Annotated in this window: 19 protein-coding genes and 2 pseudogenes; 10 read left to right on the top strand and 11 right to left on the bottom strand. The window is 41.0% G+C overall.

All coding sequences use genetic code 11. The features are described 5' to 3' along the window. Positions 1 to 12 precede the first annotated feature (12 nt). Complete coding sequence (locus NXM86_RS14520; RefSeq protein WP_374719487.1) at positions 13 to 1,194, top strand: exonuclease SbcCD subunit D; 1,182 nt, start codon at positions 13 to 15, stop codon at positions 1,192 to 1,194. Continuing rightward, positions 1,191 to 4,540: pseudogene (locus tag NXM86_RS14515) on the top strand (SbcC/MukB-like Walker B domain-containing protein). Before NXM86_RS14520 ends, NXM86_RS14515 begins: the two are co-directional and overlap by 4 nt. A gap of 55 nt (positions 4,541 to 4,595) precedes the next feature. Here NXM86_RS14515 and NXM86_RS14510 read toward each other — a convergent pair. The 7 genes from NXM86_RS14510 to NXM86_RS14480 all read right to left on the bottom strand — a co-directional run bounded on the left by NXM86_RS14510 (position 4,596) and on the right by NXM86_RS14480 (position 6,919). After that, positions 4,596 to 4,817, bottom strand: a complete 222-nt coding sequence (locus NXM86_RS14510) for a spore germination protein (protein WP_012749369.1) — start codon at positions 4,815 to 4,817, stop codon at positions 4,596 to 4,598. Continuing rightward, positions 4,817 to 5,242 (bottom strand): spore germination protein GerPE, encoded by a 426-nt coding sequence (locus tag NXM86_RS14505; protein WP_062677222.1) that lies wholly within the window; start codon positions 5,240 to 5,242, stop codon positions 4,817 to 4,819. Before NXM86_RS14505 ends, NXM86_RS14510 begins: the two co-directional genes overlap by 1 nt. Positions 5,243 to 5,244: 2 nt before the next feature. Then, positions 5,245 to 5,427 carry a spore germination protein GerPD gene (locus tag NXM86_RS14500; RefSeq protein WP_012749371.1) on the bottom strand — a complete coding sequence of 61 codons (183 nt, stop codon included), beginning with the start codon at positions 5,425 to 5,427 and terminating at the stop codon, positions 5,245 to 5,247. Next, positions 5,408 to 6,025, bottom strand: coding sequence for a spore germination protein GerPC (locus tag NXM86_RS14495; protein ID WP_498959045.1), 618 nt, complete (start codon positions 6,023 to 6,025; stop codon positions 5,408 to 5,410). The genes NXM86_RS14500 and NXM86_RS14495 overlap by 20 nt, the downstream gene beginning before the upstream one ends. A gap of 84 nt (positions 6,026 to 6,109) precedes the next feature. Beyond that, a complete protein-coding gene (locus NXM86_RS14490) occupies positions 6,110 to 6,337 on the bottom strand; it encodes a spore germination protein GerPB (RefSeq protein WP_012749373.1) in 228 nt (75 codons plus the stop codon). Between the two features lie 14 nt (positions 6,338 to 6,351). After that, a complete protein-coding gene (locus tag NXM86_RS14485) occupies positions 6,352 to 6,573 on the bottom strand; it encodes a spore germination protein (protein WP_062753867.1) in 222 nt (73 codons plus the stop codon). 121 nt (positions 6,574 to 6,694) lie between these two features. Further along, positions 6,695 to 6,919, bottom strand: a complete 225-nt coding sequence (locus NXM86_RS14480) for a spore germination protein (protein WP_171699226.1) — start codon at positions 6,917 to 6,919, stop codon at positions 6,695 to 6,697. Positions 6,920 to 7,055: 136 nt separating this feature from the next. On the opposite strand from NXM86_RS14480, the gene NXM86_RS14475 reads away from it, so the two are divergent. The 3 genes from NXM86_RS14475 to NXM86_RS14465 all read left to right on the top strand — a co-directional run bounded on the left by NXM86_RS14475 (position 7,056) and on the right by NXM86_RS14465 (position 10,224). Then, positions 7,056 to 7,280: a spore germination protein gene (locus NXM86_RS14475; RefSeq protein ID WP_012749376.1), complete on the top strand. Its 225-nt coding sequence runs from the start codon at positions 7,056 to 7,058 to the stop codon at positions 7,278 to 7,280. A 116-nt stretch (positions 7,281 to 7,396) separates the two neighbouring features. After that, complete coding sequence (locus NXM86_RS14470; RefSeq protein ID WP_012749377.1) at positions 7,397 to 8,989, top strand: fatty acid--CoA ligase; 1,593 nt, start codon at positions 7,397 to 7,399, stop codon at positions 8,987 to 8,989. Positions 8,990 to 9,060: 71 nt separating this feature from the next. Further along, complete coding sequence (locus tag NXM86_RS14465) at positions 9,061 to 10,224, top strand: DUF418 domain-containing protein (protein WP_375216708.1); 1,164 nt, start codon at positions 9,061 to 9,063, stop codon at positions 10,222 to 10,224. A 21-nt stretch (positions 10,225 to 10,245) separates the two neighbouring features. Here the strand turns inward: NXM86_RS14465 and NXM86_RS14460 are convergent, their stop codons facing one another. Then, positions 10,246 to 10,443: an aspartyl-phosphate phosphatase Spo0E family protein gene (locus NXM86_RS14460; RefSeq protein WP_174525693.1), complete on the bottom strand. Its 198-nt coding sequence runs from the start codon at positions 10,441 to 10,443 to the stop codon at positions 10,246 to 10,248. Between the two features lie 257 nt (positions 10,444 to 10,700). Here NXM86_RS14460 and NXM86_RS14455 point away from each other — a divergent pair, with 257 nt between their 5' ends. Next, positions 10,701 to 11,603 carry a fumarylacetoacetate hydrolase family protein gene (locus tag NXM86_RS14455; RefSeq protein ID WP_081188623.1) on the top strand — a complete coding sequence of 301 codons (903 nt, stop codon included), beginning with the start codon at positions 10,701 to 10,703 and terminating at the stop codon, positions 11,601 to 11,603. Between the two features lie 41 nt (positions 11,604 to 11,644). Here the strand turns inward: NXM86_RS14455 and NXM86_RS14450 are convergent, their stop codons facing one another. Beyond that, positions 11,645 to 12,841, bottom strand: a complete 1,197-nt coding sequence (locus NXM86_RS14450) for an ornithine--oxo-acid transaminase (protein WP_012749381.1) — start codon at positions 12,839 to 12,841, stop codon at positions 11,645 to 11,647. Positions 12,842 to 13,146: 305 nt separating this feature from the next. Here NXM86_RS14450 and NXM86_RS14445 point away from each other — a divergent pair, with 305 nt between their 5' ends. Together NXM86_RS14445 and NXM86_RS14440 are read left to right on the top strand one after the other, a co-directional pair. Next, positions 13,147 to 13,500, top strand: a complete 354-nt coding sequence (locus tag NXM86_RS14445; protein ID WP_012749382.1) for a YisL family protein — start codon at positions 13,147 to 13,149, stop codon at positions 13,498 to 13,500. A gap of 118 nt (positions 13,501 to 13,618) precedes the next feature. Beyond that, positions 13,619 to 16,474: an EAL domain-containing protein gene (locus tag NXM86_RS14440; RefSeq protein ID WP_171699034.1), complete on the top strand. Its 2,856-nt coding sequence runs from the start codon at positions 13,619 to 13,621 to the stop codon at positions 16,472 to 16,474. Between the two features lie 32 nt (positions 16,475 to 16,506). Here NXM86_RS14440 and NXM86_RS14435 read toward each other — a convergent pair whose 3' ends face one another. Then, the gene (locus NXM86_RS14435; protein WP_081188621.1) at positions 16,507 to 17,055 is read right to left on the bottom strand and encodes a DUF2777 domain-containing protein; all 549 of its coding nucleotides are present in this window, start codon (positions 17,053 to 17,055) and stop codon (positions 16,507 to 16,509) included. Between the two features lie 284 nt (positions 17,056 to 17,339). Here NXM86_RS14435 and asnB point away from each other — a divergent pair. After that, a pseudogene (asnB, locus tag NXM86_RS14430) lies at positions 17,340 to 19,186 on the top strand (asparagine synthase (glutamine-hydrolyzing)). 28 nt (positions 19,187 to 19,214) lie between these two features. On the opposite strand, the gene NXM86_RS14425 reads toward asnB, so the two are convergent. Continuing rightward, positions 19,215 to 20,567 (bottom strand): MATE family efflux transporter, encoded by a 1,353-nt coding sequence (locus NXM86_RS14425; protein WP_498958209.1) that lies wholly within the window; start codon positions 20,565 to 20,567, stop codon positions 19,215 to 19,217. Positions 20,568 to 20,691: 124 nt separating this feature from the next. On the opposite strand from NXM86_RS14425, the gene NXM86_RS14420 reads away from it, so the two are divergent. Next, complete coding sequence (locus NXM86_RS14420) at positions 20,692 to 21,555, top strand: AraC family transcriptional regulator (protein WP_081188619.1); 864 nt, start codon at positions 20,692 to 20,694, stop codon at positions 21,553 to 21,555. The last annotated feature ends 132 nt before the right edge of the window (positions 21,556 to 21,687 follow it).

Below are 21,687 nucleotides of genomic sequence, written 5' to 3'. Positions count from 1 at the left end.
AACGGAAAGCGTATGCGCATTTTACATACAGCCGACTGGCATTTAGGAAGAACGCTGGAAGGAAGAAGCCGTCTGCCGGAACAGGAACAATTTATTGATGAGCTTGTCGACATCGTGGAAAAAGAAAAAATTGATGTCGTGTTAATGGCGGGAGATGTGTTTGATTCTGTTAATCCGCCGGCAGCAGCTGAACAATTGTTTTACGAAAGTCTTGCCCGCCTTTCAGATAAAGGAAAACGTCCGGTTGCTGTTATTGCCGGTAACCATGACCATCCGGAGCGGATTAGCGCTGCTAGGAAATTAGTAGCCGATTACGGCATCCTTTTGCTAGGGTGGCCGGATACGACCGTCTATCGCATTGAAGTGCCAGCGCGAAATGAAACGATGATGCTCGCTCCGCTCCCGTATCCTTCTGAATCGCGTTTAGCAGAATTGCTGTCCAAAGAACATTCCGAAATTTCTTTGCGTGACCGATACGACGAGCGCATTCGCCATCTATTTGCAGCGATGTCCGCTTCGTTTTCGGAAAAGACGGTAAACATCGCAATGAGCCATATTTATGTGGCGGGAGGAAGTACATCCGATTCGGAACGGCCGATTGAAGTCGGTGGTGCTTACACAGTAGCTGCTACTAGTTTGCCAAAACAAGCTCAATATGTCGCGCTTGGCCATTTGCATCGGCCGCAAGATGTAAAACGTGCTGAAACGGCGGCGCGTTACTCTGGTTCACCGCTTGCATATAGCTTTTCTGAAGCGGGATACGCTAAATCTGTTACGATTGTCGATGTAAAACCAGGGGAAAAAGCGATAGTTTCCGAAATACCGTTGTCCTCTGGCAAACCGTTAGTAAGGTGGCAAGCAACCGAAGGAATTGCCCAAGTATATCGCTGGTGTGAAGAAGGAAAAGATCCATCTGCATGGATTGATTTGGAAATTCACCTTTCACAGCCGTTATCCATGGAGGAAATTTATCGATTGCGCAAGCTTCATTCTGGTTTTGTGCATATCCGTCCTGTCTTTCCAGAAAAAGAAGAGCATATAGAGAATCGGAAGCAAGAGCAATTATCATTAGAAGAAATGTTCCGCCGTTTTTATGAGCGCCAGACAGGCGGCGGCAAGGCGGACGACGAGCTTGTCCGATTATTTTTAGAACTGGTGGCGGAACAGGAAGAAGAGGGGGAGACGGAAGAGTGAAGCCGATTTCATTAACGATAGCGGGTTTGCACAGTTTTCGCGAGAAACAAACGATTGATTTTCAATCATTATGCGAAGGTGGCGTCTTTGGCATTTTCGGCCCAACTGGAAGCGGGAAATCGACGATTTTAGACGCGATTACACTTGCGTTATTTGGCAGTGTGGAACGTGCGCCAAACCATACGCAAGGAATTATGAATCATGCGGAAAATGAACTGTTCGTTTCTTTTACGTTTGAATTAGAAAATGCCACATGCACGAAGCGATATACGGTAGAGCGCAGCTTTAAACGTAGCGATGAATGGCGGTTAAAAAGCGGAATATGCCGGCTTATCGAAGTTGGCGCAGAAACCGTTGTGTTGGCGGATAAGTTGACGGAAGTCAATAAAGCGATAGAGCAATTGCTTGGTTTAACGATGAAAGATTTTACGCGCGCCGTCGTGCTGCCGCAAGGGAAATTCGCCGAATTTTTATCATTGAAAGGCGCCGAACGACGGCAGATGCTACAGCGCCTTTTTCATTTGGAACCATATGGAGACAAGTTAAATAAAAAATTGAAAGAAAAACTCGCTGCCATTTCTAATGAATTAAATGAAGTGATCGCTGAGAAGACAGGTTTAGGAGATGCATCGGAAGAAGCGCTTGAACGCGCGAAACAAGAGTTAGGAACATTACAAGAGTTATTGCAAAAGCGAAAAGCAGAATTACATGATATGGAAGCAACGATGGAACGAACGAAACAGTTATGGGCATGGCAAAGGGAAAAAGAAGAACTTGAAGCCGAACTAGCGCGCCTTGCCAGTGAAGAATCACATATTCGCTTATTAGAGAATAGAAAAGAACGCGCGGAACAAGCGGAACGAATGTGGCCATATCTCGAACAGTATGAAGAAGCGCGCCGGTTTGTGATCAATGCAGAGGAGAAACAAAAGGAATTACAGAAAAAACTCGTACAAGCTAAAGAACTTTATGAAAAAGCGATGCATCGTTATGAACGTATTCGGCAAGAAAAGGCCGCTTCCGAACCTCATTTATTAGCAAAAAAAGAACAGCTCACCCAAGCAAAACAGTTAGCGGCTCAAATCCATGCGTTAGAAACAGAATTAAACGAAATGAGGAAACAAATTCATTTGCTAGAAGAAGAAGAACGGAAAAAGCTTGTCGAATGGCAGGAAGCAGCAAAGTTGTATGAACGCGGGCTGGAAAAACAACAAATGTTAAAGGCAGAGCTGCAAAAATATGCAGCTTCTATAGAGCAAAAGGAAGTGGTTGAGCGGGCATACGATGAAAAACAGCAAATTGAAAGAATAACAGATGCGCTTCAAGATATTCAACAACGGCTGGCACAAAAACAAAAAGCGCAACAGCAGGCCAATAAGGAACGAGAAAAAAGAAGACAGCGCGCAGAGACGGCAAAAGAAAAATTGCACGTTTTGTTCCAAAAAATAGAAAAAGTCTATCATTCTGTCTGTGAGAGACAATGGCAGTTAGAAAAACGGTTGTATCGGTATGAACAACAGCTCGAGCAAGAACGCGAAAAAGCGGAGCAGGCGAAAACTGCAGAGATGGCAGCAATTCTTGCTAGACAACTTCGCCAAGGAGAACCATGTCCTGTCTGCGGGTCATGCGAACATCCGAATCCGTATGTATATGAGCACAATAACGTTAGCAGCGGGAAAATCGCTATATTGGAACAGCAGGTAAAACAAGGACAAACTTATATGCAAGTGTTGCACACATTAAAAGCACAGCTTGAACAATTGGCGCAATTTATTGGAAATGAGTGGACGTTCCAACGATTCGACGTAAGTAAATTAAAGGTTGAAGAAGATATCGATATTGCCGTGGAAGTGAAAGCACTTCAACAAGATTGTTTGCAATTAAAAGAAGCCCTTCAGCAGGCGCTGCAAAAGTGGCGTGATGCCGAATCGTCACAGCAAGCCATCGAGCAAGAATTAAGATTGCTAGAAAAAGATGTACAAGAATTACAAACGGAGCGGGAATATCGTTTCAATGAATACAATCAATTAGAAGCAAGCTGGCGTGAAAAATATACCGATTTTTCTTTGATACGATCGAAGCGCTCCGCAACCAAATGCGAAAACATGAAGAAATCGTTCGGCAATTGCAAAAACGAATCGATGACAGCATTCCGTTTCTTGAAACTAAATTAAATGAAAAAGAGCGATTAGCCCAACAGCAGCGAGAGCTGGAAACGGAAAAAGTCCGCCTTGTTTCCTTGTGGAAGGCTAAACAACAACTGGCAGATGACTATAAACAGCAGTTAATGGAAAAAGCAGGTGGAAAGCAAGTAGAAGAGCAACTTCTTCAAGTGGAAAAACAGCTGCTTTACTTAAAAAAAGAAGAAGAAGAAGCATATCAAAGATGGCTGCAGGCACAAAAACAATACCAAGCTCTAGAAACGGAAGCAAAAGCGATACAGCAGTCGTTGGAAGAAGGAAAAGAACGGTACGAAGAAGCGAAATTGCGTTGGCTTAATGAATTGAAAAAAACAACATTTGCCGATGAAAACGAAGTGAAAGAAGCAAAGGCGGCAGAAGAATTACGCCTCGAGTGGGAACAGCAAATCAAACATTATTGGCAGAAAGTGCAACATGCCCAGCATCGTCTTCAGCAGCTGACCGAAGCGATCGGTGGGGAAATGATTGATCAACAACAATGGGAACAATTGCAGACTGTATATGAACAAATAAAACAACAAGTAGATGAAGCCATGCAGCAAGTGGGTGCCGCGCAAAACAAAGTGGAAGAATTAACGGAAAAACATAAACGGTTTACGGAATTAGAGAAAAAACAACAAGAGTTAGCCGCTCTTATGGATCGTTATAAACATTTGCAGTCGATTTTAAAGGGAAACAGCTTTGTCGAATTTATGGCGGAAGAACAACTCATTCAAGTGACAAGAATGGCTTCCGAGCGATTAAGTTCGTTGACAAGACAGCGCTATTCATTGGAAGTCGACTCACAAGGAGGGTTTCTCATTCGCGATGATGCCAATGGCGGGGTAAAGCGTCCAGTGACAACATTATCAGGAGGAGAAACGTTTTTAACATCATTATCGCTCGCATTGGCGTTATCAGCACAAATTCAATTGCGTGGGGAATATCCGCTTCAGTTTTTCTTCTTGGACGAAGGGTTTGGCACGCTTGATGCGGAACTTCTTGATACGGTTATTTCTGCACTGGAAAAGCTTCATTCGCAGCGGCTTTCTGTCGGGGTAATCAGTCATGTGCAAGAAATTCGCTCCCGCCTGCCGAAGCGGCTTATTGTTGAGCCGGCGGAACCGTCTGGGCGAGGAACAAGAGTTAGATTAGAAGTCATGTAACTTTTACTAATAAAAATGCAAAGCAGCCATTTCCTGAAAAGGAGTGGCTGCTTTGCTAATTGTTTGCAGCAACATTGCTGTCAAACGTATCGGAGTCAAACGTGTTTGTTAAACTGATGCCGTTGTTTGTAATGATAAAATCCCCAGTATTAAATCCTCCTGAACCAGCCATTGTTTTTGTGGCTACTTTTGGAGCGATATAAAGACAATCCCCCATTTGCACAACTGCTCCACTGCTGACAGTATTAATTTTAATGGGTCCGACGACAGAAGGCATTATTTCTCATCCTTTGTTATTGATGAAGTGGTTTCTGTATTTGTCATAGAAGGCAATGAAGAATCCGGAGCAAGCTGACGAATATGTTTAATTCTTGCTTCCGCATCAACAGTAGAAGTCGATCCAATATGAACAACGGAAGAAGTGGAAACCGCTAACATACGAATGGAGCGAACGGAAATAACGGGAGATTGATGAAGGGTTTGAATGAAAATATCATTGCTGTTTGGCTGCAATTTGGGAATTGGTCTTGTAAAGATAGGAAAAATTTCTTCTCCTTCGCCCCCGAAAAATAATTCATATTGTCGTTGAACCGCTAAAACGCGAGAACGCGAAGTAATTTCCCGTGAATCACCGATTTGTAAAACAGAACTATAAACAACTGTTTCTCCATGAAAATATTCTACCATCGATGTTCGTTTCATGATTATTCTCCTCTTGGAGCGAGTGGGACGAATGGACCGATAATTAACGATTCCGGCGGCGTGTCGAAAGTGGAAGCGAGATTAATAACATCTGCATCTCCAACTAAAAAAATGGCGGAGCTTGTTATAGCTGTTAAGTGAATATCGCCAACATGGATATCGCGGTTAATCACTGTATAGTTCATTGTTCTCCCCTTGTTTTGGTAAATGTTTTAGAAAAAGGTCAAGCGATTGTTCAATATCTATCTTTACTTTTTGAAAAATTTCGTTTTCGACCGATTTATCATTGTCCGATGCAGGGACGTATCCGTTATTCATTTTTTGCTGTAAATAAAAATGGATTCGTTCGTCCACTTGTCGAGCGATGTCTTGCAAAATAAAATGTCGATACGTGTCATCAAGACGAAGTGCATATTGTTCTTCCAATTTCTTTAACGTTTCCTTTGCTTCCTTTTCTAAATAAGCATGAACTTTTTCTTGAATGGTGCGGAATAAGACTGGTTCCGGCTTTGGAACTATTGTTTTTTCAGGTTGAACGGCAAAATCTTCGATAGTGTTGCCAACACCGTTGGGAGTAATGCCAATATTTAATGTCCCTTCCAATGTTTCTACTTTTAATTGGTCAAATTTATATTCGATTCGTTCAATGGTTGTACGCGGTTGTTGTTGAAGTTCTATTAGTTGTTTTTCAAGGAGGAGAAGCCGCTGTTCTAACGATTGTATTTTTTTTGTTTGCCATGACAAGTAGCGCCGCAGTTTCGCAAAATAGTCATATAGGAACATAATGTTGAAATCATCCTCTCCAAAGTCCCTTCTTACTTCAATATATGGACGGCCTTTTGTTGTCATCACTATTTTCATGCTTTTTTAGCGAGTTGCTGAATGAAGCGGGACTAGAGGACTGCTAGATGCTCCTCCTGCCAATGGAACGATGGCGGTAGCGTGTGGAGCAGGCTTCGTGAATCCTCCTGTGTTTGTTAGTGTAGAAAGCGCTTGGATGCTGCCAGCGCTGCCGATTTGCAGTACGGATGAGTTCATAACAGAACCTATTTTCAATTGATAAATGCATATACTTTGGCTAATATAAAAATTCATTGGTTCTCCCCCTTTTAGGCGTTAGCTACTACATTTTCATCCGCGATGTCCGCATCGTTTATATTCGTATTGCTGTAATAGTTATAAATATGCAAGCCATCTCCTGTATTAAATGAACCGGCACCGGCAAATGTTTTGGCAACACTGTGTGGCGAAATCGCAAACACGTCTCCAATATGAAACACGCCGCTGCTTCCGATACTGTTTAACTTAACAACTCCGACAAATGCTGGCATAACGCATGCACCTTTCTCTTGTTCTTATGATAATGTATGGGCGCGGCGGCAAAAACGTGAGCGTTTTAAGATTTTTCCCAAAAAGTCTCCCACCTTTAAATGGAATGAAGGTGGGAGAGGTTCATTTATTTGCGGTAGTATTGGAGTCATTCATATCAGGATCGCTGGTGTTTGTAAAGCTGACGAACGTATTTGTTTGTAAAAAGTCGCCATTATTGCTGCCGCCAGAACCAGTATTTGATTTAAGTGTACTTTTTGGTGCAATTTGTAACACATCCCCAAAATTAACCGTTCCGTCACCACTAACGTGAGTAATTTTAATTGGGCCGCCAATAAAGGATGGCATGCGCTCTACCTCCTTATTTTATATGCTTACTGTTAGTGTATGAAAAAGCGACAAAACAGTTAAACGCACGATGGATGTCCAGACGAATCGATTTTTTTGTCATATGATATATAAAAATATAAAAAGGAGAATGGATATGCCGGCGACGATTATCGGGGGAGTTAAAGTGACGAGTGTAAGCGGAAACGGGACAGTAAATATGGGAGATGTGCTGCAAATCGCTCCAAAAAGTACAGCGAAAACGAACTCAGGAGCGGGGGGAGCAAATACAGGCGATTTTTTGCAGACAAATACATTTTGCAGTGTAACAAATACGTTTGACCCTGATATAAAAGATGCAGGAGTGCGTGGAAACAATTAGATGGTCACGATTAAAAAAAGGCCATCTTTTTCTTTTTATAAGATATGGTGTAATAATAAAAAATTATGTATAATATAATTGTGAATTTTCTAAAATATTTTACGGGGGATGGAATAATGAGCGTACCATTAGTATTAACACAATTTTTGGATAGAGCCGTTTCACTGTATGGAGACAAAACAGCAATGATTTGCTCTGGTCGCACGCTTACATACAAACAATTAAATGAGCGTGTGAATCAACTTTCTCACGGTCTAAAACAATTGGGGGTAGAAAAAGGAGACCGGGTCGCATATTTGGCGCCAAATACGCTTGAAATGTTAGAAGGATTTTACGGTGTATTTCAGCTTGGAGCGATCATGGTCCCGCTGAACACTCGCCTTAGGCCGGAGGATTATTTGTTTATTTTAAATCATAGTGAAAGCAAAGTGTTATTTGTTGATCAAGATTTATATCATTTCATCGCACCAATTAAGGACAAACTGCAGACCGTAAAGACGATTATTGTTCATCAAAAAAATGAAGAAACAGATGAAATCGATTACGAAGAATGGTTAGCGCAGCATCCTAGCACGTCGTTTGATCGTCCGGACATTGACGAAAACGATGTATGTAGCCTTTTATACACAAGCGGAACGACGGGAAATCCAAAAGGTGTCATGTTAACGCACCGTAATAATTATCTTCACGCGTTAATATCGATGCATCATCTCCGCGTTTCCGACCAAGATACGTATTTGCATATATTGCCGATGTTTCATGTGAACGGATGGGGAGCGCCATTTTATTATACAGCAAACGGAGCGACGCAAATCGGTTTACGGAAAGTCGATCCAAAAGTGATTTTTGACTATATTCAAACATACAAGGTTAGCGTCATGCATATGGCGCCGACGGTATTAAACATGCTTTTACAATATTATGACGAACATAAGCCGGTTATCGACCATCCAGTTCGTGTTGTGATTGCAGGCTCTGCGCCGCCGCCATCATTTGTCACGCGCGTGGAACAAGATCTCGGTTGGGAATTTATCCAAGTGTATGGCATGACAGAGTCTTCACCGCTTAACACGATTTCCACGATCCGCTCCCATTTGCGTGATTTGCCGTTGGAAAAACAATATCGCCTGAAAGCAAAAGCGGGGTATCCGATGATCGGTTGTGAAGTAAAGGTAGTGAATGAGTATGGTGATGAAGTGCCGCATGATGGAAAAACGATCGGTGAAGTCATTATAAGAAGCAACAATGTGATGAAAGGGTATTGGAAAAATCCAGAGGCAACGATGGAGGCAATCCGCAATGGCTGGTTATATACTGGTGATATGGGAACAGTAGATGAATATGGATACATTGACATTGTCGACCGGAAAAAAGATATTATTATTAGCGGTGGGGAAAATATTTCTTCCATTGAAGTAGAAGGCGTTTTATATGAACATCCGGCGGTGTTGGAAGCGGCAGTAATCGCTGCGCCGCATGAAAAATGGGGAGAAACGCCTCACGCGTTTGTTGTCGTTCGTCCTGGTCATGAAGTGACGGAAGAGGAATTGATTGCCTTCTCACGGGAAAAATTGGCGCATTTTAAGGCGATTACTGGTGTAACGTTTGTCGATGCATTGCCAAAAACGGCATCAGGAAAAATTCAAAAAGTGCATTTACGTAAACAGTATTGGGATTCTGTTGGGAAAACAGGCCGTTATGTTAATTAAAGAAAAATGGCGTCCGCATATGCGGAGCCTTTTTTCTGTCAAACGGTCGATGTGAAAAGAAAGGAGAAAAAATGGACAAACAGGCAAATCACGAGCGGATCTTGGTCATTGATGTACTGCGCGGCTTTGCCCTATTAGGAATTTTGATGGCGAACATGCCTCATTTTTCATCACCGGTTATGTATGGAAACATGAAGACAAATAGCCGGCTCGATGATTGGACCATGGCGGCCATTGACGTTTTTTGCGAGGCAAGTTTTTATCCGTTATTTTCATTTTTATTTGGCTTTAGCATGATACTGTTTCGTGATCGGCTGCGTAAAAAACAGCTTCCATTTATTCAAACATTTTTACGCCGGCTGGCTATGCTGCTTATGTTCGGGATTGTTCATGCTTTTTTGATTTGGTTTGGCGATATTTTAATTTCATACGCCATCGCTGGAGGAATATTGCTTCTGTTTTCTCAAGCACGGCCGCGCACATGGATGATTGGAGCGTTCGTTTGCTTTTTGATTCCTCACTTATTTATGGCGCTGTTATTTGGAATGCTTATGTTTTTAGAAGGAACAAAAGAAACAGGAAATGGCAGCATCCAGCTGGCGATGGAAGCGATGCGCAATTATCAAAGCGGGTCTATGTCCGATATTTTTTGGCAACGCTGGAATGACTGGATGTACGCCAATGGTTCAGGAGGATTATTATTTACGGTTCTTACGGTGTTGCCTCTTTGTTTGTTCGGGGGATATGTTGCACAAAAACGATGGGTGGAGGAAGCAGAACGTTACATTTCCGTAATTAAAAAAATTGCATTATGGTCACTTCTATTAGGAATATTTCTAAAGCTGTTGCCATACTTTACGGTGAAAAATTATTTCACCGAGTATATTCAAAATATATTTGGAGGAACAGCGCTAGCATGTTTTTATGGCACAGCTATTATTCTATTATTTCAAAAGGAAAAATGGCGGCGAAAACTAATCATTTTCCATCATATCGGAAAGATGTCGCTCACTAACTATTTGTTGCAATCAGTATGTTGTACACTGTTGTTTTATAGTTATGGATTTGGATGGTATGGACATATCGGCATGTTTTTCGGAAGTATGCTCGTATTTCTTATTTATGGTGTACAACTAATAGGAAGCCAAAAATGGTTTCAGTTTTTTCGGATCGGTCCGCTCGAATGGATATGGCGGTCTGTAACTTATGGGAAAAGACAACCCTTTCGCAAATAAAAAAGTCCCCCTTCACAATCATTACTGAGGAGGGACAGGTAAGAAAGAATGTTCGATCGTTGCTGTTTCCCGCAAATAACGATTAATCAGTTCATCTAGTTCTTGACTGCACTCGATCGTTTCTTTGGCGGTAAATCCATACGTCAATGCTAATTCGATCATTTGTTGCCGCTTTTCCTCAATTAAAATCACCATTGCATTCACCGTCACTAAGATCATGTTTTTCGATTCATTTTTGTAATGAAGCTTTTAAGAAAAAACTACTTAAGCGCCATGATCAATTCTTTTTACCCACGACGAAAGCCATGAATGTGAATGGAAGAAAAGAAGCTAAACATTATTATACATATAGCGACGAAAAAAGAAAGGTTTTCGCTAAAATAAGTAGTAATTTTACTAATTTAGACAAAATTAAACAAATAGTAGGTTTTTTGTAAACAAGTACATATTAATTCAAATAGAAAGGAGATTTTACGGTGAGATTTGTTACAGCACAGCGTAATAATAAAATATTTGTCGGTATAGTCGAGGAGAGTGAGAAGGTCGTTCATTTACACCTTGCCGAGCAGGCGATGCAAAAGCGCATGACGCTTCCGTCGTCATTGTTGGAGTGTATCGCGTTAGGAGATGAGTTTCTTAATAGAGTAAATGAAATTGCAGCATGGGTAAAAGAAAACCCGTCTACACAATATATGTATGATTTACACGACGTTCGTTTGCTGGCACCGATTCCGCGCCCATCTAAAAATATTTTTTGCATTGGAAAAAACTACGCAGATCATGCCATCGAACTAGGAGGGAAGTTGGATATCCCACAGCACCTCATTGTATTTTCCAAAGTGCCGACAACGGTGATTGGACATGAGGAAACTGTCTTGCGCCATGCTGATGTGACAGACCAATTGGATTACGAAGGAGAACTTGCTGTTGTGATCGGCAAACGCGGAAAGGCGATTCGCAAAGAAGAGGCACTTGATTATGTATTTGGTTATACCATTATCAATGATATTACGGCACGTGATTTGCAGGAACGGCATCAACAATATTTGCTTGGAAAAAGTTTGGATACATTCTGTCCAATGGGACCATGGATTGTCCATCAATCACTTATTGAAAATCCAAATAAGCTGCAAATAGAGACGAAAGTGAATGGAGAAATAAGACAAAAAGCGAGCACAGAGCAATTTATTTTTAACGTCGAAACGATTATTGAAACCATTTCTCGCGGAATCACGCTGGAACCAGGAGACATTATCGCTACCGGAACGCCGGCGGGAGTCGGAAAAGGAATGAAGCCGCCGCGCTTTTTACAAGCAGGAGATGTTGTGGAAATTACGATCGAAGGAATCGGAACGTTAAGAAATAAAATTGGAGAGTAAGAAAAAACGGGGCGTTTCTATTCACCAGCCCCGTTTCACTGTTATACCCCAGCAAACACTTTTTTCACCCGCTCTATTGCCCAATCCAATTCTTCTTTTGTAATAACGAGCGGTGGAGCAAAACGAATAACGGTATCGTGCGTTTCTTTGCACAACAGCCCTTCTTGTTTTAATTTTTCACAATATGGACGGGCGGAAGTATGAAGTTCCACACCAATAAACAGTCCTCTTCCGCGCACTTCTTTAATGTCTGGATGTTGAATTTCACGCAGTTTTTCGATGAAATAGTTCCCTAATTCCAACGAACGTTCCGGCAATTTTTCTTCGATAATGACATCAAGCGCCGCGATGGATACCGCGCATGCAAGTGGGTTTCCGCCAAATGTGGAGCCGTGGGAGCCAGGATTAAACACGCCGAGAATGTCGCGGTTTGCTGCTACGCAAGAGATAGGGAATACGCCGCCTCCTAATGCTTTACCGAGGATGTACATATCTGGAACGACATTTTCCCAGTCGCAAGCAAACATTTTTCCAGAACGGCCGAGGCCAGATTGAATTTCATCCGCAATATAAAGAACATTGTTTTCTTTACATACATTATACGCTTCTTTCAAAAAGCCTTCCGGCGGGATATTAATCCCTGCTTCGCCTTGAATCGGCTCAAAAATAAAAGCTGCCGTATTTGGTGTAATCGCTTTCTTTAATGCTTCCACATCGCCGTATGGGATGATTTTAATGCCTGGGAGCATCGGTCCGAAACCGCGTTTATACTCTTCGCTAGAGGACATTGATACCGCTGCCATCGTTCGGCCATGGAAATTGTTTTCACAAACGATAATTTCCGCTTTATCTTTTTCTACGCCTTTAACGTCGTACGCCCAGCGCCGCGCCGCTTTAAAAGCGGTTTCTACCGCTTCTGCACCTGTATTCATCGGTAAAACCATGTCTTTACCGGTTAATTTCGCGACTTTTTCATACCAAGGGCCTAGCTGATCATTATGGAACGCTCGCGAAGTTAATGTGATGCGATCTGCTTGCTCTTTTAGTGCTTGAATAATTTTCGGGTGGCGATGCCCTTGGTTGACGGCTGAGTAAGCGCTTAACATATCCATATAACGATTGCCTTCCGGGTCTTCTACCCATACCCCTTCTCCTTTAGTAAGAACAACCGGAAGCGGATGATAGTTGTTCGCGCCGTATTGCTCTGTTAAGCGGATAATTTCAGTGGTTTTGCTCATGCGTGTTCCTCCCTAGTGATTTATGGAATTTTTGCGCTATTTTTTATTATAACAAAAAAAGGGATGTTAAACGATGTAAATGATGAAAAGAGTCTTAAACCGGGAGAGCGGAGGGATTCCTTGCTCATGAAAGTCTTGTGGAATTAGAGCGAGTGTTTATGCGAAGGCAGAAGCTCTGTAGCACACAGGAACCTGTTGACTTTCCTCCTAGAGCAGGGGAGATAAATAGTTTTTATATAAAGTTTGTTTTTTCTGATTGATGCATGCTATGATGGGGATGAATATGTGAAAAAGGAGGAAATGGCATGACACATGCACATATTACAAGTTGGTTAATCACCGTTATATTGTTTTTTATCGCCGTTTCATTGCAACGCTCGGGGGCTTCGAAAGCAAAAATTGTACAAATGGCACTTCGTTTGTTTTACATCTTCACCGTGATAACAGGGGGGCTTTTATTACATAGCATTGCTTCGATTTCCATATTATACATCATCAAAGCTATTGTTGGCCTATGGTTAATCGGGGCAATGGAGATGGTTTTAAGCGGCATGAAAAAAGGAAAAAATACGAATGTTGCATGGATTCAATGGATCGTCGCATTCGTGCTCGTTCTATTTTTAGGATTCATGTTACCGCTGGGGTTTGATCTCTTTTGAAATAAGCGGCAATTCCATGTGGAGTTGCCGCTTTTTCTGATAGAAAAAATATGATATGTTAGTAGAGAGAGGGTTTTTGTAAATTTTCTAAATATTCGCATAAGAGTGGTGAAAATGAATGAACATGTACCGTCTACATTGTCATAATACAGAAGAATTGTATGACTTTATCGCACAGCACCACCTTGCCCAATATGAACATATTTTTGTACAAGTTGCAGCCAATAAAGTCGATCAGCTTGAACTTCGGAAAATGATTGGGTTGCTTCAGCGTTATCTTCCACAAGCGCAGCTATTTGGCGTCACATACGGCGAACATTTTGGTTTCGATGACAAATTTTTTATATGTTTTACTGTGTTCGAAAAAGTTAGCGTTCACTCTGTTTTATTATCATACGAAGAATTTGCAAATGAACTTGAGCTTGTAACATATATTTCGGATACGCTTATAACGGAAGAAACAAATCTTCTTCTTTTATTTACTGACCAGAATAGCAATCTTCATTCCCTTATTCGCCATATACCACTAGCAAATGAAAAAACGGTTGTGATTGCCGGGCGAATTAATGAAGGAGAGCGTTTGTTTTCGCATGAAGGATTTGTCACTGGCGGTATGCTGGCAATTAGTTTTAACGGTTCTGCTTTTCGTGTTCAATCATCACATCCGTTTTTATGGGAACCAGTTGGCACTGCTTTTCGAATAACGAAATGCAGCGGAAATAAGTTATACGAGCTTGATGGAAAAAAAGCAATAAAATTGCTGCAACGTTATTTAGGAAAGGAATTTATCGATCGATTGCCTTTTTCAGGAGCGGAATTTCCGTTCATTATTGAGAAAAATGGCCATAAAGAATGTTTATCCATCGTTAAAGTAAATGAGGATGGTTCTATTGAACTAAACGGTTACGTCCATCAAGGGGAGAAGGTTAAGTTTAGCTACGTTCATTTAACGTCATTGGTTTGGACTATATCCGATGAATTAAACAAATTGACGAAAAAATACACGGAAGCGATTTTTTTCTATCGTAGCATCGCCGTACAAGGCTATGCATATCCAGTGCTAGAGCAAATAACGACAACGCTGGAGCAAGTTGCTCCTACTTTTACGCCATTTATATTTGTAGAACTGGTGATCAAGGATAGAGATATACGTTCAGCCACTTTTAGCATGCTTGCGTTATCGGAGGGAAATCAGAACGGAGAGAATAGCAGTGCTTCCGTTTCTTTATCTATTCCTGAGATGTTTCAAGGGGTGATGACGCTAGCGAATTTAATGTCCACCTCCTCTCGAGAAATGGAGAGGCTTCGCGTTCATGTACAAATATCACAATCACTTTTTGAACATAATACAGATATTGTATATTCTACTGATTTACATGGGAATTTTACGAACGTGAATCCCGCTTTCGAGAAAATTCTAGGTTACACAAAAGAGGAAATTTTACATACGAACGCTTTAAAATACATGCATCCGAATGATGTACCTCGTGTTAGCAGACATTTTTATCGAGCTTTGCGTGGAAAAATTCAATATTATAATTTGGAGATTCCTACAAAATCAGGGGAAACATTATTATTCCAAATTAAAAACGTTCCAATTATCGTTGATGGGAAAAAAGTAGGCATTTACGGGATTGGAAGAGATATTACCGAACAAAAAAAAGCGGAAGAAAAAATTTCATATTTAGCGTATTATGACCCGGATACCCATCTTCCAAACCGGACAAAGTTTATGGAAATCATCGATGAACAGTTAGAAAAGGCGAAGCAAAAAAATAGGAAGCTAGCAGTCGTATTCATCGATTTAGACCGTTTTAAGCTAGTTAACGATAGTATAGGGCATTATGCGGGAGATGAAATTTTAAAACAAGTCGTTCAGCGCATTCAGCATGTTTTGCCAGCTGGAGCGTATTTAGGAAGGTTTCATGGGGATAAGTTTTGTTTACTTTTAACAGAGCGCACCGATTCAGAAGGAGTGTTTAAAACAGCAGCGCACATTTCAAAAGAAGTGATGAAGCCGATTGTATATGAAAACAAAGAATTTTTTATCACTATAAGTATTGGAATCAGCTTCTATCCAAACGATGGTATGGATAAACATTCATTGCTCAAAAATGCTGATATCGCCCTAAATAGAGCAAAACAGAGTGGAGGAAATCGAATACAATTTTATTCTGCAAAAATGAATGAAGAAACGTTATACCGTTTAGAGATGGAGAGATATTTGCGAAAAGCACTGGAAAATCAAGAATTTTTTCTATGCTATCAGCCGATTATTGATATACATAAAGGTGTTATTGTCGGCAACGAAGCGTTAATTCGTTGGCGCCATCCGAAGCTAGGACTTGTTAGACCGAATGAATTTATTTCACTAGCAGAAGAGACGGGGCTCATTCATGAAATTGGAAGATGGGTATTAGTAACGGCTTGCAAACAAACAAAAAAATGGCAGCAATTATGGAATCAACAACTCTTCGTTTCTGTGAATGTGTCGGCGAGACAATTTCAGCATGAAGGCTTTATTGATGATGTAAAACAGGCGCTAGAGCAATCGCAGCTCTCCCCAAATTGCTTACATTTAGAATTAACGGAGAACTCTATGCTTCGTAATCTTCATTACAGTATTCAAGTAATGAAAGAATTACAGCAGCTCGGTGTCGGTATTGCTATTGATGATTTTGGAAGTGGATACGCTTCTTTTAGTTATTTAAAAAATTTACCAGTAAACATATTAAAAATTGATCGTTCATTTGTTGAGCAAATGCATACAAATTCTTCGGATATCGCGATCGTAAAGGCAATTATTACGATGGGGCACGGATTAGGGCTAAAAACAGTAGCCGAAGGGGTGGAAACGGTCGAGCAGCTGGAATTGTTAAAAATGCTGCATTGCCATCACGCACAAGGATATGCATTGTATCGTCCGGTAACCGCAGAAGAATTGTCAACATATATGACGGTAAGCCACAAATAGAGAATTGGGGAAAGAAAACAACTCTTTCCCCATTATCCGATGTGCGCGCAAATAAACCGTTTTCCGGTATTAAATGTGATTTCAAAGCGGTCTTTATATGTATCTCCACGCTCATAGTAATGTTGGACGTTGCTAATGAATTCAGTATTATCATAAATAATAAAATTAACACCAGAATATTTTTTAAATAACAATCCATTATAGCAGTATAAACAATCGTATAAAGAAAAGCCGAGTTCATTTAGCCACTGTACAAAATGAAAAAACGTTTTATCCGAAAGCGATTCGAGCCATTGTTGATAAGCGTATGGAAGCCGCTTTCGAAAACGGACGTGTTCGCCGCTTTGAAGCGGGAAAACTTCGATCCCTATATCGACCATCCCGTCTTTTTGTAATTGGCCGCACATCCAATGACCATGGCGGAAAATCTCTATATTTCCTTCTGTCATTTCCTCAAGTAATGATGCTTCCTCATCTTCTTCATCAAAAAAGATCCACTCGTCGTTTACGAATTCAATCGTTCCTTGTATATAAGCGCGTTTTTGTTCATTTATGCATTGAAGACGATGTTCGATGTTCACTTTTCCTCCTCCTTTATTTCCTGTTTTGCCAAATTGTCTTCCATTTATTCACATCGTTCTTACAATCGGACAATTCATCGAAATGAGAGGTGCTGCATAAAATGGAATCATGCCAATACGGAGAATGCCAAATTAAAAAGAAAGCGAAGGCGGGAAGAACTATGATAAAATCCCTCAAGCGCGAGATAGCTTGGCTTAGCTAAGGAAAAGAAAAGGTATGGCGTTCGGGACGTGTTATGTTAAAAATAGCTTTTTTGTTATCTATCAAGAAAGGATTGGTTCGTATGTGTGGTATCACCGGTTGGGTTGATTTTCAGCGCGACTTGCGAATGGAAAAAGAGATTATCTCTAAAATGACAGAAACATTAGCGAAACGTGGACCTGACGATACGAATGCTTGGTTTAGCGAACATGCCGCATTTGGGCATAAGCGGCTTATCGTGGTCGACCCAGCAGGCGGCAAACAGCCGATGACAAGAATGAAAAATGGGTATCGTTATACCGTTTGTTATAACGGAGAATTATATAATACAGAAGACATTCGTAAAGAACTATTAAAAAAGGGGTATACATTCCAAGGGCATTCGGATACGGAAGTATTATTAAACGCTTATATAGAGTGGAAAGAGCACTGTGTTGATTATTTTAACGGAATTTTTGCTTTTGCGATTTGGGATGAACAGCGCGAACAGCTATTTTTAGCGCGGGACCGACTTGGCGTGAAGCCGCTTTTTTATCGGCATGTCCATGATAGTCTTTTGTTTGGCTCAGAAATGAAAGCAATTTTGGCACATCCGGAAGTAAAAGCAGAAGTGGACTATGAAGGACTAGCAGAAGTGTTTGGATTAGGTCCGTCACGGACACCAGGGCATGGAGTGTTTCGCGGAATGAAAGAATTGCGCCCAGCGCATGCCTTAACGTTTTCCCGTGAAGGAATAAAAGTATGGCGTACTGGAATGTTCAAAGCGATGTGCATAGAGATTCGTTAGATGAAACGGTAGAAAAACTCCGTTTTCTTCTTATCGATGCTGTTACGCGCCAACTTGTTTCTGATGTACCTGTTTGTACGTTTTTATCAGGAGGGGTTGATTCCAGTTCCATTACTGCCATTGCCGCAATGGCGTTTGAAAAGGAAGGAAAAGGACGACTTCATACGTATTCGATTGATTATGAAGGGAACGACCAATATTTCAAAGCAAATGATTTTCAGCCAAATGCCGATGCACCTTGGATTGAACTAATGTCAAAAACATTCCAAACCGTCCATCATCATTGTGTCATTAGTCAGGAAGATTTGTTTCATCATTTACAGGAAGCGGTGATCGTCCGTGATGTCCCGGGCATGGCGGATGTGGACTCTTCGTTGCTATGGTTTTGCAAAGAAATAAGAAAAGATTTTGTCGTTAGTTTATCCGGGGAATGTGCGGACGAAATTTTTGGCGGCTACCCATGGTTTCACCGTCCTGACGATTTAGCGCGGAACGGATTCCCTTGGATGCGTTCGACAGAGGCACGGATGGATTTATTAAAAGAAGATTGGAGAAAGAAATTGCAGCTGGATGAATATGTACAAAAGCGCTTTGGTGAAACGATCGCGGAGGTTCCAAGACTGGAAGGGGAAAGCGCGGAAGATGCGAAGCGGCGCGAATTGTTTTATTTGAACATGATTTGGTTTATGACAACGCTTTTGGATCGAAAAGACCGCATGAGTATGGGCGCGAGTTTGGAAGTTCGCGTGCCGTTTGCCGATCATCGGTTAGTAGAATATGTTTGGAATATTCCTTGGGAGATGAAAATGTACGGCAACCGCGAAAAAGGCATTTTGCGCAAGGCATTGGAAGGAATTTTACCAGAGGAAGTGTTATATCGCAAAAAAAACCCGTATCCGAAAACCCACCATCCGCTTTATACGAAGCTAGTAAAAAATTGGGTAAAAGAATTATTGCACGACCGCTCATCGATTCTTTATGAATTTTTTGATGCGAAAAAATTAGAAGAGTTAGTGGAAACAGAAGGAAAATCATTCCAAGCGCCTTGGTTTGGACAGTTAATGACAGGACCACAACTATTGGCGTATCTTGGCCAAGTGCATGTTTGGTTCCAAAAATACGGCATTACTATAAAAGAATAAGAGCTGCCTTTGTCGCAGCTCTTTTTGTCTATGCAGTTTCTATGCTTGGTATAAGTGATTTTCTCATCCACACTTTCGAACGCCAACGCCATAACATCAGCAATCCACGCAGCCATTCATCAACAATAAAGGAAATCCATACCCCAATCAGTCCTAAACCAGCCTCAATACCGAGAAAATAGGAAATGGCAACACTAACGCCCCACATGGACAATATCCCCATATATACTGGAAATTTAACATCTCCAGCTGCCCGCAGTGAACTAATGATAACGAGATTAAACGAACGTCCGGGCTCTAATACTATTGTCAATAAGAGAAGCAATCGGCCTGTTTCGATAATTTGTTCATTATCTGTAAACAATGAAAGCAGCTGTCTTGAGAAAATGAAACTAATCGATGCCATCGTGATCGAGATGACGATGGCGCTGCGCAAACTTTTTAAACAACGTGTATATGCTTCTGTATAGCGTCCGGCCCCGACGAGATGGCCGACAAGAATTTGCGTCCCTTGACTTATCGCAATGCCAAATAAAAAAACAAACATCATAATATTTTGCGTATATACTCTCGTTGTCAACGCTTCTGCTCCAAGCCAAGTAATAAAATACGTAATAAGCATTTGCGCCGTATTGTACGCCAAGTGTTCTCCAGCGGATGGAATTCCGATTTTCAATAGATCCCGGATATGATGAAATGGCAAAGAACGAAGAACGGATAATGAAAATGGCATTTTTGTCCGTTTCAATAATAAAGAAAAGATAACGATCAATCCGATGAGACGGCTGACGGTTGTCGAGATTGCCACCCCTTTTACTCCTAATACTGGAAAATCGAACGGTCCAAAAATAAATAAGTAGTTGCCAATCACATTCAGTATGTTCATGCCGATGGTTACGTACATCGTTTCACGGGTAAAACCATAGCTTTTTAATATAGCTCCAATGGTCATAATGAGCGCTTGAATAAATAAAAATCCGCCGACGATCATTAAATAGTCGTTCGCCTCTGTAAGCAAATGGTTCGATAGTTTCATCGTATATAAAATTGGCTTTCCGAAAAAGAATAGCACACTGCTAAGTACAAGGCCGAACAAAAAGTTAACAGCGATAGAGATGAGCGAAACTTCCACTGCATGCTGCTTTCTTTCAGCCCCCAAATATTGCGCCACTAAGACGGCAGTGGCTAAGGCAATAAAATTAAACATGACAATAATCACAGCAAAAATTTGATTCGCTACGCCGACAGCGGCAACAGAGTGATCCGAATACTGGCTTAGCATCAATGTATCGGCATTTCCCATGACCATATATAATAGCGTTTCAATAAAAATCGGCCATGTCAGCGCAAATAAGGAAAGCTTTTTCTGATCGGTGTTCATCAAGACAACTCCTTTAATCATTCCGACTTTAAAACTATATCAAGTTTATCTAGTTTATTGCATAATAAGAAGAGAAAAGAGCGATTTGATTTGTATATTTCCGACATGTGAAAGGATGTTTGGAATGGAATACATAACATTTTCTTTTCCGCCGTTTCCGATTTTTATTAAAGGGGCAGAAAGCGTATTTCCAAAAGGACAAAAACATTTTCGACGGACGTTTTCTGTGTTTGATTTGTTATATGTGAAAAAGGGATGCTTATATATGACAGAAGAAAACAAGGAATTTGCTGTAAAAGAAGGAGAATATCTTATTCTTATTCCGGGAAGAGAGCATTACGGGCATTATCCTTGCACGGAAGAAACACAACTAGTTTGGCTTCATTTTACGATCGAAGGAGGATATGACGTCGTTCCAAAACAGTCGTTAAGCTGGCAAAATGTCATTGAGAGGGAAGCAACATATGTCGAGTCGGTTCAATATCGTTTTTGGATACGGCAATATGCGAAAGTAAAGCAAAGGGAACGCATCGAACAATTGCTTCAACAATTAGTCGAGCTGAATGAGGAGAGAGATCCAGATCGTTCATTAAAGCAATTACTCTATTTTGTTGAATTCATTTGGCAATTGCAAAAACAGGAGCTGCATATTCCAAGCGCTTCTGAAAAAGTGTGTGCCGAAGCGGTTGCTTACATCGAACGGCATTATGCTGAACCGATTACGATTCAGCAGCTCGCTCAATCATTACGATTTCATCCTGACTACATTACCCGTTGTATGCAAAAAACAATTGGCATGAGTTTTGTGCAATATTTGAATTATTATCGCTTGTCAAAAGCAAAAAAATGGTTGGCAGAAACGAATGAAACGATTGAAGCGATTGCCAAGAGAGCAGGAATTGAAGATGGCGCCTATTTTTCAAGACTCTTCAAAAAAATCGAAGGAGTTACACCGACAGAATATCGCCGTACTGTGCATCGGATGTAAAAAGAGAAATCGTTTGCGCATTTCGAGATTATTTAGGAAGATGAAAATTTTTATAAAAGAGTTAATTTGAAAAAATGCTTGATAAATAAAACAAGTGTTGTATAATGAAAATAAAAGTGCAACCGTTTTCAT

This window comes from Geobacillus sp. CX412 (assembly GCF_027942335.1).
GTDB classification, from domain to species: Bacteria; Bacillota; Bacilli; order Bacillales; family Anoxybacillaceae; genus Parageobacillus_B; species Parageobacillus_B toebii.
Note: the sequence above shows the minus strand (reverse complement) of the source record. Positions and strands in the feature narration are given on the sequence as shown.

Coding starts and splice junctions, on each gene's coding strand:
- NXM86_RS14425 (WP_498958209.1), bottom strand. CDS start 20,567: ATGAACACCGATCAGAAAAAGCTTTCCTTATTTGCGCTGACATGGCCG.
- NXM86_RS14420 (WP_081188619.1), top strand. CDS start 20,692: ATGGAATACATAACATTTTCTTTTCCGCCGTTTCCGATTTTTATTAAA.
- NXM86_RS14475 (WP_012749376.1), top strand. CDS start 7,056: ATGCCGGCGACGATTATCGGGGGAGTTAAAGTGACGAGTGTAAGCGGA.
- NXM86_RS14495 (WP_498959045.1), bottom strand. CDS start 6,025: ATGTTCCTATATGACTATTTTGCGAAACTGCGGCGCTACTTGTCATGG.
- NXM86_RS14520 (WP_374719487.1), top strand. CDS start 13: ATGCGCATTTTACATACAGCCGACTGGCATTTAGGAAGAACGCTGGAA.
- NXM86_RS14510 (WP_012749369.1), bottom strand. CDS start 4,817: ATGCCTTCTGTCGTCGGACCCATTAAAATTAATACTGTCAGCAGTGGA.
- NXM86_RS14460 (WP_174525693.1), bottom strand. CDS start 10,443: ATGATCTTAGTGACGGTGAATGCAATGGTGATTTTAATTGAGGAAAAG.
- NXM86_RS14450 (WP_012749381.1), bottom strand. CDS start 12,841: ATGAGCAAAACCACTGAAATTATCCGCTTAACAGAGCAATACGGCGCG.
- NXM86_RS14480 (WP_171699226.1), bottom strand. CDS start 6,919: ATGCCATCCTTTATTGGCGGCCCAATTAAAATTACTCACGTTAGTGGT.
- NXM86_RS14440 (WP_171699034.1), top strand. CDS start 13,619: ATGAACATGTACCGTCTACATTGTCATAATACAGAAGAATTGTATGAC.
- NXM86_RS14485 (WP_062753867.1), bottom strand. CDS start 6,573: ATGCCAGCATTTGTCGGAGTTGTTAAGTTAAACAGTATCGGAAGCAGC.
- NXM86_RS14470 (WP_012749377.1), top strand. CDS start 7,397: ATGAGCGTACCATTAGTATTAACACAATTTTTGGATAGAGCCGTTTCA.
- NXM86_RS14445 (WP_012749382.1), top strand. CDS start 13,147: ATGACACATGCACATATTACAAGTTGGTTAATCACCGTTATATTGTTT.
- NXM86_RS14505 (WP_062677222.1), bottom strand. CDS start 5,242: ATGAAACGAACATCGATGGTAGAATATTTTCATGGAGAAACAGTTGTT.
- NXM86_RS14465 (WP_375216708.1), top strand. CDS start 9,061: ATGGACAAACAGGCAAATCACGAGCGGATCTTGGTCATTGATGTACTG.
- NXM86_RS14500 (WP_012749371.1), bottom strand. CDS start 5,427: ATGAACTATACAGTGATTAACCGCGATATCCATGTTGGCGATATTCAC.
- NXM86_RS14490 (WP_012749373.1), bottom strand. CDS start 6,337: ATGAATTTTTATATTAGCCAAAGTATATGCATTTATCAATTGAAAATA.